We start from the raw sequence: 15,206 nt of genomic DNA, 5'->3' as shown, positions 1-15,206 counted from the left end.
GTATGGCGGCGTCGCTCGTCGCTTGTTTGGCTCGGCCAAACGGCGCTCCTCACTCCTTGCCATACGGGCGATTTCGGGCATTCGCATGTGCGTTCCATATGGAAACAGTCCCTAAGGCTCGATCAGACGAAATGGTGGCCGGTGGCGCGGCGCCATGCGTCGCGCGGCAGGCGGTTGCGACTGTAGCGCAATTCGCGCGCCCGCGTCCTTTCGAAACCCGTACGCCGCGGGCGAGCGGGGCAATATGTCGCAGTTGACGCGCGCGGCGGCGCGGCGCCGGCGCCGCACCGGTTTCGCCCATCTCGATGCGCAGGCGCGGTAAGATGCGCACAATTCCATTCGCGCAGCGGCCGCCCGGTGTTTGCCGGCCGGCCCTCACACTATCGAATCGATGCAATCCGTTCCGGCTTCCCTGTCCCTGACCGACACCGCGTTCTTCTTCGACTTCGACGGCACGCTCGTCGAACTGGCGCCGACGCCCGACAGCATTCATGTTCCGCCGTCGCTGCTGACGCTGCTCGACGAGCTGCAGCGCCGCTCGCACGGCGCGGTCGCGATCGTGTCCGGGCGCGGCATCGACAACATCGACACGTTCCTGAAGATGCCCGGCATGCCGATCGCCGGCCTGCACGGCGCGGAGCGCCGCGATGCGAACGGCGACACGCAGCGCATCGGCTTCAACGACGAACGCCTGCTGCGCATCGAGCGCGAGCTGGCGGCCGTCGTCGACCGTCATCCGGGCATGCTGCTCGAAATCAAGGGCGCGGCCGTCGCGCTGCACTACCGCAACGCGCCCGAGCGCGAGGCGGCTGCACGCGCGGCCACCGAGCGCCTCGTCGCCGACTACGCCGATGCGTATGTGCTGCAGCCCGGCAAGATGGTCTTCGAGATCAAGCCGAAAGGCGTCGACAAGGGGCGCGCGCTCGCTGCGTTCCTCGACGAACCGCCGTTCGCGGGGCGTATGCCGGTGTTCGCGGGCGACGACCTGACCGACGAGAAGGGCTTCGCGGTGGTCAACGCGCGCGGCGGCCTGTCGATCAAGGTCGGCGCGGGCGAGACGTCTGCCCGCACGCGGCTCGATTCGGTCGACGCGCTGCATGAGCAGATCGCGCGCTGGCTCGGTGCGGGGCAACCGGACGCATGAGTCGCCTCATCATTGTTTCAAACCGCGTCGCGCCGATTTCGGAAGGCGAACCGGCGGCGGGCGGTCTCGCGATCGGCGTCTACGATGCGCTGAAGGAGACGGGCGGCATGTGGTTCGGCTGGAGCGGCGAGGTCGTCGCGTCCGGCGCGCCGCAGATCCGCGTCGAGGAGCACGGGCCGGTCACGTTCGCGACCATCGGCCTGTCGCGGCGCGACTACGACCAGTATTACCGCGGCTTCTCGAACGCGACGCTGTGGCCCGCGTTTCACTACCGCACCGACCTGATCCAGTACGACCGTCACGAGTTCGAAGGCTATAGCCGCGTGAACGTGTGGCTCGCCCAGCAGCTCGTGCCGCTGCTGCAGGACGACGACGTGATCTGGGTGCACGACTATCACCTGATCCCGTTCGCGCGCGCGCTGCGCGCGGCCGGCGTGAAGAACCGCATCGGCTTCTTCCTGCACATCCCGTTTCCGGCTGCGCAGGTGCTCGTCAGCGTGCCGCCGCATCGCGACCTCGTCGAGTCGCTGTGCGCGTTCGACCTGCTCGGCTTCCAGACCGAACCCGACCTGCGCGCGTTCTGCGACTACGTCGAATCGGAAGCGGGCGGCACGATCGAGCGCGACGGCCACCTGGCGACGGTGCGCGCATTCGGCCGGACGCTGCGCGCGGCCGCCTATCCGATCGGCGTGCATCCGGACGAGATCGCGTCGCTCGCGCAGGCCGGCGAGCACGGCAAGGCGGTGCGTACGCTCGCGACCTCGCTGCGCGGCCGCAAGCTGATCATGAGCGTCGACCGGCTCGATTACTCGAAGGGGCTCGTCGAGCGCTTCCGCGCGTTCGAGAAGCTGCTCGAACACGAGCCGTCGCATCGCAATCGCGTGTCGTTCCTGCAGATCGCACCGTCGACCCGCGCGGAGCTGCGCGCGTACCAGGACATCCGCCTGCAGCTCGAAGGGGAGTCGGGGCGCATCAACGGACGCTTCGCCGAACTCGACTGGGCGCCGATCCTCTATATCCATCGCCAGTACGACCGCCAGCTGCTCGCTGCGCTGTACCGGCTCGCGCGGGTCGGCTACGTGACACCGCTGCGCGACGGGATGAACCTCGTCGCGAAGGAGTATGTGTCCGCGCAGAATCCGGAGGATCCGGGCGTGCTCGTGCTGTCGCGCTTCGCGGGTGCCGCACGCGAGCTGACGGGGGCGCTGATCGTCAATCCGATCGATATCGACGGGATGGCCGATGCGCTGTCGCAGGCGCTGACGATGCCGCTCGCCGAGCGGCGCGCGCGTTATACGGACATGATCGCGCAGCTTCGCGAGAACAACGTGTCGGTGTGGCGCGACAACTTCCTGCGCGATCTGCAGCACGCGTAACGGGCGGTTCACCGAGTAATAAAAAAGCCGCAGTGCGACGCGCACTGCGGCTTTTTTGTCGGCTGCGGACCGGTGTGTCAGGCCACGCGTTCGCCGGTCGGCGTGCTGCCGTCGGGGGCCGGGTGATGGCGGCCGTGCTGTTTCGCGAGCAGGTCGCGGTACAGGCCCGGGCGGTTGCGCAGCACGTCGGGCGGGCCGTCGTCGATCACCTTGCCGTTGTTCATCACGATGATCCGGTCGAAGTTGCGCAGCGTCGACAGGCGGTGGGCGATCGCGATCACCGTGCGGCCGACCATCAGGCGGTCGAGCGCGCTCTGGATCGCTTCCTCGGAGGCGCTGTCGAGCGCGGACGTCGCTTCGTCGAGCAGCAGGATCGGCGCATCCTTCAGGATCGCGCGCGCGATCGCGATACGCTGGCGCTGGCCGCCCGACAGCTTGACGCCGCGGTCGCCGACGATCGTGTCATAGCCTTCCGGCATCGCTTCGATGAACTCCGCACAGCGGGCGTCGCGCGCGGCGGCGAGCACTTCCTCGCGGGTCGCTTCGGGGCGGCCGTACGCGATGTTGTCGTAGATCGTCCGGTGCAGCAGCGAGATGTCCTGCGGCACGAGCGCGATCGCGTGGCGCAGGCTGTCCTGCGTGATCGTCTTCACGTCCTGGCCGTCGACCTTCACGGCGCCGTCCTGCGTGTCGTAGAAGCGCTGCAGCAGCGCGAGCACGGTCGACTTGCCGGCGCCCGACTTGCCGATCAGGCCGACGCGCTGGCCCGGCTCGATACGAAGGTCGAAGTGGTCGAGGATCGCGCGGCGGTGCGGATAGGCGAACGTCACGCGCTCGAAATCGACGCGGCCGCCCTTGGCCGACAGCGGCTGCGCGTCGGAGCTGTCCGGCATCCCGTGCGGCTCGAGCAGCGTCTTGACCGCCTCGGACAGGCGCGCGATGTGCTGCGTGACGTCGACGAGCGCGACCGCGAGATCGCGCGTGCCGTGCAGGATCGTGAAGCCGAGCGAGCTGACGAGCACGATGTCGCCTGACGTCGCGCGGCCCTGGTCCCACAGCCACAGCGCCCAGCCGAGCAGGCCGGCGGACAGCATCGCGGTGATCACCGCGTGCAGCAGGCGCAGCTTCTCGAGATAGAGCAGGCTCTGCTGGCGCGCATCCATCTCGGCCTTGACCGTCGCGCCGAAGCGCTTCTGCTCGCGCAGCGTCATCCCGAACGCACGCACGAGGCCCATGTTGCCGATCACGTCGACGAGCTCGCCGTCGACCGCCGCGGCCTTCGCCGCGAACGCGTGGTGGCGGGCCGAGCCGCGCCCGGCGAGCTTGAACAGGATGACGGACAGCACGGCCGAACAGCCGAGCAGGCCGGCCGCCATCATCGGATTGACGACGATGATCATCAGGATCGCGCCCATCACCGCGATGCACGGCGGCAGCACGTTCCACGCCATCGTGTTCTCCGACGTGTAGACCGCGTTCGACGTGGCCGTGATGCGGCTCGCCAGCGTGCCGGGCTGCTTTTCGGCGTAGTAGGTGGGCGAATGGCCGATCAGGTACTGGAACAGGTCACGCCGCAGGTCGCCGGTGACCGCGACGAACGTGTGCGCGGCGAACCAGCCGCCGACGCGCCAAAGCAGGTTGTCGGCCGCGATCAGCCCGACGAGCAGCGCGAACGCGCTCCACAGCGGGCCGGGGTGATGCCGCCCGGTCGCTAGCACGTCGATCAGGTGCTTGATCGCGTATTGCGAGCCGAGCGCGCAGCCGACGGCGGCCAGCACGCTGCCGAGCACGATCAGGTGGGCGACGGGATGCAGGCGGATGTAGCGGAACAGGAACGCGATTGGTCGATGCGCGTAGCTCGACAGCTTCGCGTTGTGGGCGTTGCGCTGGGCAGGGGTGAGAGATTCCAAAATATGCGTGCGGTGATTCGGTGAGTGAGCGTGGCGGCTGGATCGCAGGCCGTCGTTCGCCCGGACTGAATAATCCGGCATTGTAAACAAGCCCGCGTGTCGCGCTGCGCGAATCTTGCCTTGGCCAGGGGCTTGCGGTCGATTTTGAGATAAAATCCGGCATCCCGTCCTGCCTCATGTGCCGGAATCACGCTGCCGGCGGTCACGGGGCCAAGGAATGCCAAAAGGGCCTTCCACTCTAGAACGGACACCCAAGTCCGCGGGTTGCAAAGTGTTGCACCTTTGTAACAAAGTAAAGTGTTTGAAATGTTGTGCGCCGTATCGGGATTAACCCTAGATAATCGGCTCCGGGTTCGATTCCAGGTTTTTTACGAACCCCTGTCAACGGGTCTTCGTTTCAAACGTTCTATGCCTGTCGCGTCGCCGACGCTCCTTGAGCAGCGCGGGTTTGACGCCCCCGGCAGGCTGATTCGTCCGATCTTCGGACGACATGCATCCAGCCCGGACCGCCGGCAGGTTGCCGACCCATACCTGGTTTTTAGCCGATTTTTTAGGAGTTACGCATGCGAATCGCCCAAATCGCTCCGTTGCACGAAGCGGTGCCCCCGAAACTGTACGGTGGTACCGAGCGAGTGGTGTCCTACCTCACCGAAGCACTTGTCGAGATGGGGCATGACGTGACGCTCTTCGCGAGCGGCGATTCGCAAACCTCCGCGAAGCTCGAAGCCTGCTGGCCGCAGGCGCTGCGCCTCGACCCGACGATCCGCGACGTGATGGCGCCGCACATGCTGCTCCTCGAGCAGGTGCGCCGCCGCGCGGAAGAGTTCGATGTCCTGCACTGCCACATCGACTACTACCCGTTCTCGCTGTTCTCGCGCCAGCCGGTCCCGCATCTGACGACGATGCACGGCCGTCTCGACCTGCCGGAACTGCAGCCGATCTTCAACGCATTCAGCGACGTGCCGGTCGTGTCGATCTCCGACAACCAGCGCATCCCGCTGCCGCAGGCGAACTGGCTGTCGACCGTCTACCACGGCCTGCCGGAAAACCTGCTGACGCCGATCCCGAACGTCAAGCCGAGCTACCTCGCGTTCCTGGGCCGCATCTCGCCGGAGAAGCGCGTCGACACGGCGATCCGCATCGCCGAGCAGGCCGGCCTGCCGATCAAGATCGCCGCGAAGCTCGACAAGGCTGACCGCGCGTACTACGAAGAGAAGATCAAGCCGCTGTTCGCGCTGCCGCACGTCGAGTACATCGGCGAAATCAGCGAGTCCGAAAAGACCGAATTCCTCGGCAACGCACACGCGCTGCTGTTCCCGATCGACTGGCCGGAGCCCTTCGGCCTGGTGATGATCGAGGCGATGGCCTGCGGCACGCCGGTGATCGCGTTCAAGCGCGGCTCGGTGCCGGAAGTGATCGACAACGGCGTGTCGGGCTTCGTCGTCGAAGACGAACTGTCGGCCGTTGCCGCGCTCAAGCGCCTCGATACGCTGCCGCGCGAGAAGGTCCGCGCCGCGTTCGAAGCCCGCTTCTCGTCGAAGGTGATGGCGCAGAACTACGTGAAGGGCTACGAGGAACTGCTGCGCCAGAAGCGTCGCACGGTGCTTCGCGAAGTCAACGCAAGCTGATCGCGGCCGCCGCCGCGCTGCGGCGGGCGGCTTGCCATCGACGCCCCGTCCGGGTTCCCGGCGGGGCGTTGTCACATCCACGGCGCGGATCTGTTGTATTCTCGCCGCGCCCGACGCCGCGAACGGCCCCCGAAGCGGCCCGGCAGGGCATCCGTCCGTCTGTCCAGACGGTAATGTCCCTATAATGGCCGTGCCGTGAAATCCGGCCCCGCACGAATATCCAGAGGAGAGCAGTCTTGGCGAGAACGAAATCCACGCGCGCAGCGCCGGCCCCCGGCGCCGGTGTGATCTTCGCGTTGCGTGCGATCGGTCTCGTGCTGCTCGCGCGCTGGCTGTTCTCGATGTCCCAGATGGGCTATCGCTCGTCGCTGTCGGCGATGGTGTCGTCGCCCTGGGCATTCGTCTACCTCCTGCTGATCTTCCTGTTGCTCGCGCTGCCGGGCGCCGTCGCGCGCGCCGAACGACCGTTTCATCCGCTGCCGCAATGGCTGCGCCAGGCGCTGCGCGTCTTCGCGCTGATCGGTTTCCTGTTTGCCGTCTGGTCGATCGGCGTGTTCGTCTGGGTGGACGGCTGGCGCCTCGCGCTGCATGCGGTGACGGCGACCAACGGCTGGCTCGTCGCCGCACCGGCGCTTTATGCGGCGATCGTCTGGATCTGCCGCCCGCGGCCGCTGTGGCGGACCAACGTGGCCGCCCGGCGCTTCGCGGTCGGCCGTTATGCGATTTCGCTCGACGTGCTGACGCGCACCGCGATCGTATGGATGGAAAGCCGCAAGGTCGGCCAGTACGATGCACGCGAACTATCGGTGCGCTGGCCCGGCCGGGCGGCGCCTGCCGCGGGCGAGGGTGCCTCGGACGCGCAGCCGGCCGTCGTGCCGCCGCGCCGCGGCAGCTTCTTCAATCGACCGAAGGTCGAACTGCTGTGGGATTCGCCGGCGGCCGTCGGCCATAACCGGCAGATCGTCATGCGTGCGCCGCTCGCGACCGAAGGCGACCGCGTCGCGGTGCTCGCGCTCGACGCCGCGCTCAAACAGATCGTCTGACACGTCCCGCGCACGGCATGCGGGCGACAGGGAGGCGTGATGATCGTCCACTGGTTGCTGGCTGCCATTCACCTGAGTGCGTTCGGCGTCGCGTTTGCCGCGATCGCGGGGCGTAACCGCGCGTTGCGCCGGCTCATCGCGTCGGCGCAGGCGGCCGACCTGCCCGGCGTATTCAAGGCGGATGCCGCGTGGGGGCTGTCGGCGCTCGTGCTGATCGTGACGGGCCTGATGCGCGCGTTCGGCGGTTTCGAGAAAGGCGCCGCGTACTACCTGCACGAACCGCTCTTTCACCTGAAGATGACCGCGCTCGTGCTGATCCTGCTGCTCGAGGTCGTGCCGATGCTCGGGCTGATCCGGTGGCGCGTCGCCGTGCGGCAGCAGCAGATGCCCGAGCTTGGCCGTGCGCGCACCTATGTGCGGATCGGCCATTGGCAGGCGGTGCTCGTGATCGTCATCGTGTTCGCCGCGTCGGGGATGGCGCGGGGGATTGGGGCGGCCGGCTAGGCCTGGCCGGGTAGGTGCGGCCGGCTAGGCGTGGCCGGGTAGGTGGGGCCCAGGCTCGACCGGGCGACCCTGCCGCCCGGCGCGCCCACGCTCAGCGCACGAGGCAGGGGCGCTTGTTGTTGAAGGTCCAACCGGGAATCAAATACTGCATCGCCGCCGCGTCGTCGCGGGCACCCAGCCCGTGCTGCTTGTACAACTCGTGCGCGACCGCGACGGCATCCATGTCGATATCGATGCCGAGCCCCGGCCGTTTCGGCACTTCCACCAGCCCGTTCTCGATCTTCAGCGGTTCGCGCGTCAGCCGCTCGCCGTCCTGCCAGATCCAGTGCGTGTCGATCGCGGTGACCTGGCCTGGTGCTGCGGCCGCGACGTGCGTGAACATCGCGAGCGACACGTCGAAGTGGTTGTTCGAATGCGAGCCCCACGTGAGGCCCCAGTCGCGGCACATCTGCGCGACGCGCACCGAACCCTGCATCGTCCAGAAGTGCGGATCGGCGAGCGGGATGTCGACGGCCTGCAACTGCACCGCGTGACCCATTTGCCGCCAGTCGGTCGCAATCATGTTGGTGGCCGTCGGCAGCCCGGTCGCGCGGCGGAATTCCGCCATCACCTCGCGGCCCGAGTAGCCGTTCTCCGCGCCGCACGGATCTTCCGCGTACGCAAGCACGTGATGCTGGTCGCGGCACAGCCGCACGGCCTCGTCGAGCGACCACGCACCGTTCGGGTCGAGCGTCACGCGCGCGTCGGGGAAGCGCTCGGCGAGCGCCGTCACGGCCTCGATCTCGCTCGCGCCTTCGAATACGCCCCCCTTCAGCTTGAAGTCGTTGAAGCCGTAGCGCGCATGTGCGGCCTCGGCAAGCCGCACGACCGCCTCGGGCGTCAGCGCGGCTTCGTCGCGCACGCGCGTCCAGTCGTCGGTCGCGCCGCGGCCGTCGCGATAGGCGAGCGCAGTCTTCGTGCGGTCGCCGATGTAGAACAGGTAGCCGAGCATTTCGACGCGCTCGCGCTGCTGGCCCTCGCCGAGCAGCGCGGCGACTGGCACGCCGAGATGCTGGCCGAGCAGGTCGAGCAGCGCGGCTTCGAGCGCGGTGACCGCGTGGATCGTCGTGCGCAGGTCGAAGGTCTGCAGCCCGCGGCCGCTCGCGTCGCGGTCGGCGAAGGTGCGCCGCACGTCGTTGAGCACCGCGTGGTAATTGCCGACCGGCTGGCCGACGACGAGCGCGCGCGCATCGTCGAGCGTGCGGCGGATGCTTTCGCCGCCCGGGACTTCGCCGACGCCGGTGCGGCCCGCGCTGTCCTTCAGGATCACGAGGTTGCGGGTGAAGAACGGGCCGTGTGCGCCGCTCAGGTTAAGCAGCATGCTGTCGTGGCCGGCGACCGGAATCGCTTGCAGGTCGACGATACGCGGCGTGTCGTGGGAGGGCGAGGCAGTGACGGCGTTCATGGGCGGCGATGGCGAAAGGGTGGGCAATGCCGTGCGGCAAAAGCTTTGCCGCGCGCGACGGGAGGTGCGATCATTCGACAACCGACATGCGCGGCGCGCAAGCCCCGCAGGTCGACGCAACCCGAAACGGGGTGGGAGCGACAACCTGACCAGCGGCGCGCAGAACGCGAACGCTGGCCGATCGTAAGGCATGGGACCAGGCGGCGCTGGACTGCGCGCTTGAGTCGACAGGAGATCCGTGTTTCGATCATCAGTCGTCGGATGACTTGTGACGCAGTATAATGAATCATCGGCTTTCGCTCAAACCCCGCGTAAACCCTCGGCTCACATTACGATCATTCAAAAAGGAACCGGCCTCATGTCCGTGCCTACGCTTCCCGCAGCGCCGCGCCGTCGCGCACGCAGCCTCGCACAAGATGTCGTCGACGCGCTGACCGCGCAGATCGAAAACGGCACGCTGCGTCCCGGCGACAAGCTGCCGACCGAAACCGAAGTCATGGCGGCGCAGGGCGTGAGCCGGACGGTCGTGCGCGAGGCGATCTCGCGGATGCAGGCGAGCGGCCTCATCGAAACGCGCCACGGCATCGGCAGCTTCGTGCTGGAGCCGTCGCGCCGCCAGACGCTCGGCATCGACCCGGCGACGATCACGACGCTGCGCGACGTGCTCGCGGTGCTGGAACTGCGCATCAGCCTCGAAAGCGAATGCGCGAGCCTTGCCGCGCAACGCGCGAACGATACCGACCTGGCCGCGCTGCGGCGCGCGCTCGACGCGATCGCATCGGGGGCGGGCGGCGGCCGCGACACGGCGCAGCTCGACTTCCAGTTCCACCTGCAGATCGCGCAGTCCACCGGCAACCGCTATTTCGTCGACATCATGACGCAGCTCGGCACGTCGATCATTCCGCGCACGCGCGTGAATTCGGCCCGCTTTGCCGGCGACGATCTGGAGCGCTACGTCGGCCGGCTGAACCACGAACACGAGGATATCTACGAGGCGATCGCGCGCCACGACCCGGAAGCGGCACGCGCGGCGATGCGCACGCACCTCACCAACAGCCGCGAACGGCTGCGCCGCGCGCACGAGGCCGCCGAGGCCGAGGCCGGCTGACGCACCGGGCGGCGCGGCCCACAGTGCCGCCGGCCCGGTCGAATCGCCTCAACATCAGTCGTCATACAAGATCGATTCCATTCATCGATCACCGGGGCCGGGCGGCGTTGCCGCCGCCGGCCGCCGGCGCCGCCGATCAGCCTCCCTTCGTCGTGATCGTCTTCCACGCGCCGCTCTTCACCTGGTACAGCGTCGACATCCCGCTCTTCAGCGAGCCGTCGTTCGCGAACGAGATGCGGCCGGTGACGCCTTCGAAGTCGATCTTCTTCAGCGCCGGGCGATAGACCTTCGGGTCGGTCGAGCCGGCTGCCTGCATCGCCTTGATCGCCGCCCACGCTGCGTCATAGCCGAACTGCGCGTACGACAGCACGTCGACGCCGAAGCGTTTCTTGAAGCGCTGTTCGAAATCCTTCCCCTGCGGCAGCTCGTCGAGCGGCCGGCCGTATTCCCACGCCATCGCGCCTTCGGCGGCCGGGCCCGCGATCTTGATGAACTCGTTGTCCTTCACGCCGCCGCCGCCGACGAACTGCGCGTTCAGCCCGAGCTGGCGCATCTGCTTGATGAAGTTCGCGGCGAGCGAATCGAGGCCGCCGAAGAAGATCAGGTCGGGGTTCTTCGCCTTCAGGCTCGTGATCTGCGCGCGGAAGTCGACCGCCTGGTTGCTGGTGAATTCGCGGCCGATGAGGTTGCCGCCCGCGGCCTTCACGGCCTTCTCGAACTCGTCGGCCTCGCCCTGGCCGAACGCGGTGCGGTCGTCGATGATCGCGATGCGCTTCGCCTTCGTCACGTCGACCGCGTACTTGCCCGCGTTGCCGGCGTTCTGGCCGTCGGTCGCGATCACCATGAACATGTTCGCGAGCCCGCGCGCGGTGAGCGTCGGGTTGGTCGCGGCCGGATCGATCACCGGGATGCCGGCCTTGTCGTAGACGACCGACGCCGGAATCGTCGTCCCCGAGTTGAAGTGGCCGACCACGACCGACACGTTCTGGTCGACGAGCGCCTGCGCGGCCTGCACACCGATACGCGGGTCGGCCTGGTCGTCCTGCACGACGAGGTTGAAGTGGGCAGGCTTGCCGGCGATCTGTACCTTCTGCGCGGCGGCATCGTCGAGCGCGAGCTGCACGCCGTTCTGCAGATCCTTGCCGTAGCCGGCGTTCACGCCCGTGAGCGGCGCGGCGAAGCCGACCTTCACGTCGGTCGTATCGGCGGCCTGGGCGGCCTGTTGCGAGAGAAGGGCAAGCGCGGATGCAATCGACACCGACAGCAGGGAATGACGGAATTTCATGTTGTTCCTCTTGTTCGATACCTGCGAGTGAGTACCGCATGCGCCCGGGCGGGCCGGACGCGTGCGACGGGCGGGCGGTTCGACCGCTTCTCGGAATCGGGCGGGGAGGTCGGCATCGTTATCCTCGGAAGAATCTCCCGTCAGGCTCCGCGAAGAAGAGCCCCGATCGCCTCGATATATAGGTCGCCGATATGCCCGGGTCTTGGCAATTCGCCGCGCATTCGGTGCGGATTTGCGCATAGCTTCCGCGCGTGCGGCGGCAGCCGGTATCGGGAGTTTCCCGTCGCGAACGGAGCGGGCCGAGAGGAGGGGGGAACAGGGAGGCGGCGCGGCCCGCCGGGGCCGCGCCGCGCACGGGATGCCGTCAGTCGGACAGGGCGTCCGATGCGGCTTCGGCATCGTCGTGCGATGCGTGGGTGCGGATCAGCGGATCACTGGTGCTCGGGCGGCCGGTTTCGACGTGACCCGCGAAGCGACGCAGGAAGCCGAGCAGGCGGCCGTCGCTGACGGTCAGGTCGTACCAGCCGTGGCTGCCGCGCAGATCCCAGTAGTCGTCGACCTGCTGGCCCGGTGCGAGGTCGAACGTGCGCGCGTGGCCGTGGCCATACGCGTTGGTGACCTTGAGCCGCACGGCCTTGTGGCCGCGGTTCATCAGGCGCAGCGTGATGTTGCCGTTCGCGACGTCGTAGCCGTAGATCACCTCGGGGTTCACGTTCGCGCTGCCGACGCCGGTCGCGAACGGGCCGCGGAAATGGCAGTAGAAGCCGTTCGGGCCGTACACGTCGAGGTCGTACAGGCCGAGCGACGCCGCGGCGCTCCACGTGTCGGCGATCCGCTTGCCGGCTTCGACCGTGTACGCCCACGGGCCGTCGAGGCGATTGCGCGACTGCACCTGGAACGCGGCGCCTGCCCGGCCCGTGTTCGCGAAGGTCAGCCGGAACAGGCCGTTCACCGATTCGACGCGGCCGTGCACGAACAGCTCGTACGGCAGCGCGCGCGCCGGACGCAGCCCGGCCTCCTGCTTCGGCAGCTTCTGCAGCACCGGCGGCACGGGGATGTAATCGGGATGGCGCAGGCGGTCGGGCGGCGCATAGCCGCTCGTGTCCGGCAGCTTCGGCCAGCCGGCATCGGCCGTCGCGAAATCGAACGCGGCGGTCAGGTCGCCGCACACCGTGCGGCGCCACGGCGAGATGTTGCCGGCCTTGACCGGGTATTGCGCGCCGAAACGTGCCTCGATGAATTGCAGCAGCGACGTGTGATCGTAGGTCTGCGAGCAGACCCAGCCGCCCTTCGTCCACGGCGACACGACGAGCATCGGCACGCGCGGCCCGAGCCCGTACGGGCCGGCCATGTGCGATGCGTCGCCGGGGCACACCTCGTTGGTCGTCGCGACCGTCGACAGCCCGTTGTCGCGCGACTGCGGCGCGAACGGCGGCGGCACGTGGTCGAAGAAGCCGTCGTTTTCGTCGTACGTGATGAAGAGCGCGGTCTTGCTCCATACCTCCGGATTCGACACAAGCGCCTGCAGTACCTGCTCGATGTACCACGCGCCGTAGTTCGCCGGCCAGTTCGGATGCTCGGAATACGCTTCCGGTGCGCAGATCCACGACACCTGCGGCAGCGTGCCGTTCTTCACGTCCTGCTGCAGCACGTCGAACAGCGTGCCGCCCGCGCTGATGTTGGTGCCGGTGCGCGCCTTCTCGTACAGCGGCGTGCCGGGCAGCGCGGTGCGGTACTGGTTGAAGTAGAGCAGCGAGTTGTCGCCGTAGTTGCCGATGTACGGGTTCTGCGTCCAGCCCCACGACCCGGCGGCGTTCAGGCCGGTGCCGACGTCCTGGTAGATCTTCCACGACACGCCGGCGTTCTCCAGCACTTCCGGATAGGTCGTCCAGCCGTAGCCCGCTTCCTCGTTGCCGAGCACCGGGCCGCCGCCCGTGCCGTCGTTGCCGACGTAGCCGGTCCACATGTAGTAGCGGTTCGGATCGGTCGAGCTCGGGATCGCGCAGTGGTACGCGTCGCAGATCGTGAACGCGTCGGCGAGCTGATAGTGGAACGGGATGTCGTCGCGCTTCAGGTACGCCATCGTCGTGGTGCCCTTGTTCGGCACCCACTGGTCGTAGCGGCCCTTGTTCCAGGCGGCGTGCATGTCCTGCCAGCCGTGCGGCAGATCCTGCAGGAACTGCAGGCCGAGCTTGTCCGCGCCCGGGTGGAACGGCAGCAGCTCGGCCGGGCCGACCGGCTGGTGGAACACCGACTTGCCGTTCGCGAGGCGCAGCGGACGCGGGTCACCAAAGCCGCGGACACCGCGCATCGTGCCGAAGTAGTGGTCGAACGAGCGGTTCTCCTGCATCAGGATGACGATGTGTTCGATATCGCGGATGGTGCCGGTGCGGCGGTTCGCGGGAATCGCAAGCGCATCGCGAATCACGGGGGGGAACAGGTTCAGCGCGGCGGCGCCGGCGGTGCCGGCAGCGACGCGCAGGAAGTCACGACGGTTCGATCGGGTCATGGTCGTTATCGTGCGGTAAAGGGGGGAGCCGATTGGCAGGACCTGCTGGAAGGGCGCGCCCGGATCGCAGGATGCGGCTGCGCCGGGTGGTGCCGTCGCGAGCATAGCGAGAAATCGGTGTCATTCATGTGAAGTCCGGAAACGTTTGCATCCGCATCGAAGCGATAACGAAGCGGCATCGGGATGCATGTCGACAGCGGTCGCGGTGCGGCGGGGGTGAGGCGGGAAAGCGATGCGGCGCGGGATGCGCACCGGTGAAGCGGAGGGCGATGCCGGCGTGTCAGGCGTCCGTGACCCACGCGCCGAACCATTCGCTCGGGCGCGCGATTTCGTCCTGCGCGGCGACGAGTTCGAGCTCGTAGCGGCGCGCATCGTAGGTGGCCTTCACGACCGCGTGGACGGCCGCGAGCGTGTGCTCGAACGCCGCGCGCACGGAGTCGCCGCGCAGCCGGCATGCGACGAAGATCGCGCTGGTCAGGTCGCCGACGCCGACCGGATGGCGCGGAAATGCGTACAGCGGGCGCTGGCCGATCCACGCTTCGGTTTCGGTGACCGCGAGCATGTTGAAACGATCGGCGGGGCTGTTGCGGTCGTGCAGGTGCTTGACGAGGATGATCTGCGGGCCGCGACGGATCAGCGCGCGACAGGCTTCGACGGCTTCGGCGACGGTTTCGATGCGCCGCCCGGCGAGCTTCTGCAGTTCGGTGTGGTTCGGCGACATGCCGTCCGCGAGCGCCGGCACCTCCTGGACCATGAATTCCTCGACGCCCGGCTCGGGCCGGATGCCGCCTGTCTGGCCCATCGCCGGATCGCAGAAGTACCACGCGTTCGGGTTCATCGCCTTCACCGAGCGGACGATCTCGATCGCCGCACGCGCCTGCGGCGGCGAACCGAGGAAGCCGGACAGCACGGCGTCGCAGCGCTTGAGTGCGCCGATCGCGGCGATGCCGTCGACGAGCTGCTCCATCTTCGCGGCATCGATCGCGCTGCCGGCCCAGTTCCCGTACTGCATGTGATTCGACAACTGGACGGTATTGAGCGGCCAGACGTTGACGCCGAGGCGCTGCATCGGGAACACGGCCGCACTGTTGCCGGCATGGCCGTAGATGACGTGCGACTGAATGCTGAGGACGTTTTTCATGGGAATCGCCTGCACGCGTTTCAGGGTCACGTCACACGATACCCGAGTTCGTCGCGCGCGCGGAAGTCGCGCGGCTCCGGAGTGTTGCGCGCCGTCGTCAGCGCGACCGCGTAG

The 15,206-nt window shown here is 67.8% G+C and carries 11 protein-coding genes; 6 read left to right on the top strand and 5 right to left on the bottom strand.

What is annotated here, in order from left to right; translation table 11 throughout:
- Window positions 1–391: 391 nt before the first annotated feature.
- Complete coding sequence (otsB, locus tag F3J15_RS20155) at window positions 392–1,144, top strand: trehalose-phosphatase (RefSeq protein ID WP_069247507.1); 753 nt, start codon at window positions 392–394, stop codon at window positions 1,142–1,144.
- Window positions 1,141–2,520 carry an alpha,alpha-trehalose-phosphate synthase (UDP-forming) gene (gene otsA / locus F3J15_RS20150; RefSeq protein ID WP_089445225.1) on the top strand — a complete coding sequence of 460 codons (1,380 nt, stop codon included), beginning with the start codon at window positions 1,141–1,143 and terminating at the stop codon, window positions 2,518–2,520. The genes otsB and otsA overlap by 4 nt, the downstream gene beginning before the upstream one ends.
- Window positions 2,521–2,597: 77 nt before the next feature.
- Here the strand turns inward: otsA and F3J15_RS20145 are convergent, their stop codons facing one another.
- Window positions 2,598–4,430, bottom strand: a complete 1,833-nt coding sequence (locus F3J15_RS20145; RefSeq protein ID WP_069247509.1) for an ABC transporter ATP-binding protein — start codon at window positions 4,428–4,430, stop codon at window positions 2,598–2,600.
- A gap of 563 nt (window positions 4,431–4,993) precedes the next feature.
- Between F3J15_RS20145 and F3J15_RS20140 the strand changes: the two genes are divergently transcribed.
- The 3 genes from F3J15_RS20140 to F3J15_RS20130 all read left to right on the top strand — a co-directional run bounded on the left by F3J15_RS20140 (window position 4,994) and on the right by F3J15_RS20130 (window position 7,605).
- Window positions 4,994–6,058, top strand: coding sequence for a glycosyltransferase family 4 protein (locus F3J15_RS20140; protein WP_006476459.1), 1,065 nt, complete (start codon window positions 4,994–4,996; stop codon window positions 6,056–6,058).
- 236 nt (window positions 6,059–6,294) lie between these two features.
- Entirely contained in the window at window positions 6,295–7,101 is an 807-nt protein-coding gene (locus tag F3J15_RS20135; protein ID WP_166893608.1) for a hypothetical protein, read from the top strand.
- Between the two features lie 39 nt (window positions 7,102–7,140).
- Complete coding sequence (locus F3J15_RS20130; protein WP_166893606.1) at window positions 7,141–7,605, top strand: DUF2214 family protein; 465 nt, start codon at window positions 7,141–7,143, stop codon at window positions 7,603–7,605.
- 91 nt (window positions 7,606–7,696) lie between these two features.
- Here F3J15_RS20130 and gudD read toward each other — a convergent pair whose 3' ends face one another.
- Window positions 7,697–9,049: a glucarate dehydratase gene (gudD, locus tag F3J15_RS20125; RefSeq protein ID WP_069247512.1), complete on the bottom strand. Its 1,353-nt coding sequence runs from the start codon at window positions 9,047–9,049 to the stop codon at window positions 7,697–7,699.
- A 358-nt stretch (window positions 9,050–9,407) separates the two neighbouring features.
- Here gudD and F3J15_RS20120 point away from each other — a divergent pair, with 358 nt between their 5' ends.
- The gene (locus tag F3J15_RS20120; protein ID WP_069247513.1) at window positions 9,408–10,157 is read left to right on the top strand and encodes a FadR/GntR family transcriptional regulator; all 750 of its coding nucleotides are present in this window, start codon (window positions 9,408–9,410) and stop codon (window positions 10,155–10,157) included.
- Between the two features lie 136 nt (window positions 10,158–10,293).
- Here F3J15_RS20120 and F3J15_RS20115 read toward each other — a convergent pair whose 3' ends face one another.
- From F3J15_RS20115 to pdxY, 3 genes are all read right to left on the bottom strand, one after another.
- Window positions 10,294–11,442 carry a branched-chain amino acid ABC transporter substrate-binding protein gene (locus F3J15_RS20115; RefSeq protein WP_069247514.1) on the bottom strand — a complete coding sequence of 383 codons (1,149 nt, stop codon included), beginning with the start codon at window positions 11,440–11,442 and terminating at the stop codon, window positions 10,294–10,296.
- A 364-nt stretch (window positions 11,443–11,806) separates the two neighbouring features.
- Entirely contained in the window at window positions 11,807–13,951 is a 2,145-nt protein-coding gene (locus tag F3J15_RS20110) for a phospholipase C, phosphocholine-specific (protein ID WP_166893604.1), read from the bottom strand.
- 280 nt (window positions 13,952–14,231) lie between these two features.
- Window positions 14,232–15,092: a pyridoxal kinase PdxY gene (pdxY, locus tag F3J15_RS20105; RefSeq protein ID WP_089483610.1), complete on the bottom strand. Its 861-nt coding sequence runs from the start codon at window positions 15,090–15,092 to the stop codon at window positions 14,232–14,234.
- Window positions 15,093–15,206 lie beyond the last annotated feature (114 nt).

The sequence above is a fragment of the Burkholderia sp. Ap-955 genome (assembly GCF_011753045.1).
GTDB lineage: Bacteria > Pseudomonadota > Gammaproteobacteria > Burkholderiales > Burkholderiaceae > Burkholderia > Burkholderia lata_D.
This window is presented reverse-complemented; position numbering and strand designations above follow the sequence as displayed.

Coding starts and splice junctions, on each gene's coding strand:
- otsB (WP_069247507.1), top strand. CDS start 392: ATGCAATCCGTTCCGGCTTCCCTGTCCCTGACCGACACCGCGTTCTTC.
- otsA (WP_089445225.1), top strand. CDS start 1,141: ATGAGTCGCCTCATCATTGTTTCAAACCGCGTCGCGCCGATTTCGGAA.
- F3J15_RS20140 (WP_006476459.1), top strand. CDS start 4,994: ATGCGAATCGCCCAAATCGCTCCGTTGCACGAAGCGGTGCCCCCGAAA.
- F3J15_RS20130 (WP_166893606.1), top strand. CDS start 7,141: ATGATCGTCCACTGGTTGCTGGCTGCCATTCACCTGAGTGCGTTCGGC.
- gudD (WP_069247512.1), bottom strand. CDS start 9,049: ATGAACGCCGTCACTGCCTCGCCCTCCCACGACACGCCGCGTATCGTC.
- F3J15_RS20120 (WP_069247513.1), top strand. CDS start 9,408: ATGTCCGTGCCTACGCTTCCCGCAGCGCCGCGCCGTCGCGCACGCAGC.
- F3J15_RS20115 (WP_069247514.1), bottom strand. CDS start 11,442: ATGAAATTCCGTCATTCCCTGCTGTCGGTGTCGATTGCATCCGCGCTT.
- F3J15_RS20110 (WP_166893604.1), bottom strand. CDS start 13,951: ATGACCCGATCGAACCGTCGTGACTTCCTGCGCGTCGCTGCCGGCACC.
- pdxY (WP_089483610.1), bottom strand. CDS start 15,092: ATGAAAAACGTCCTCAGCATTCAGTCGCACGTCATCTACGGCCATGCC.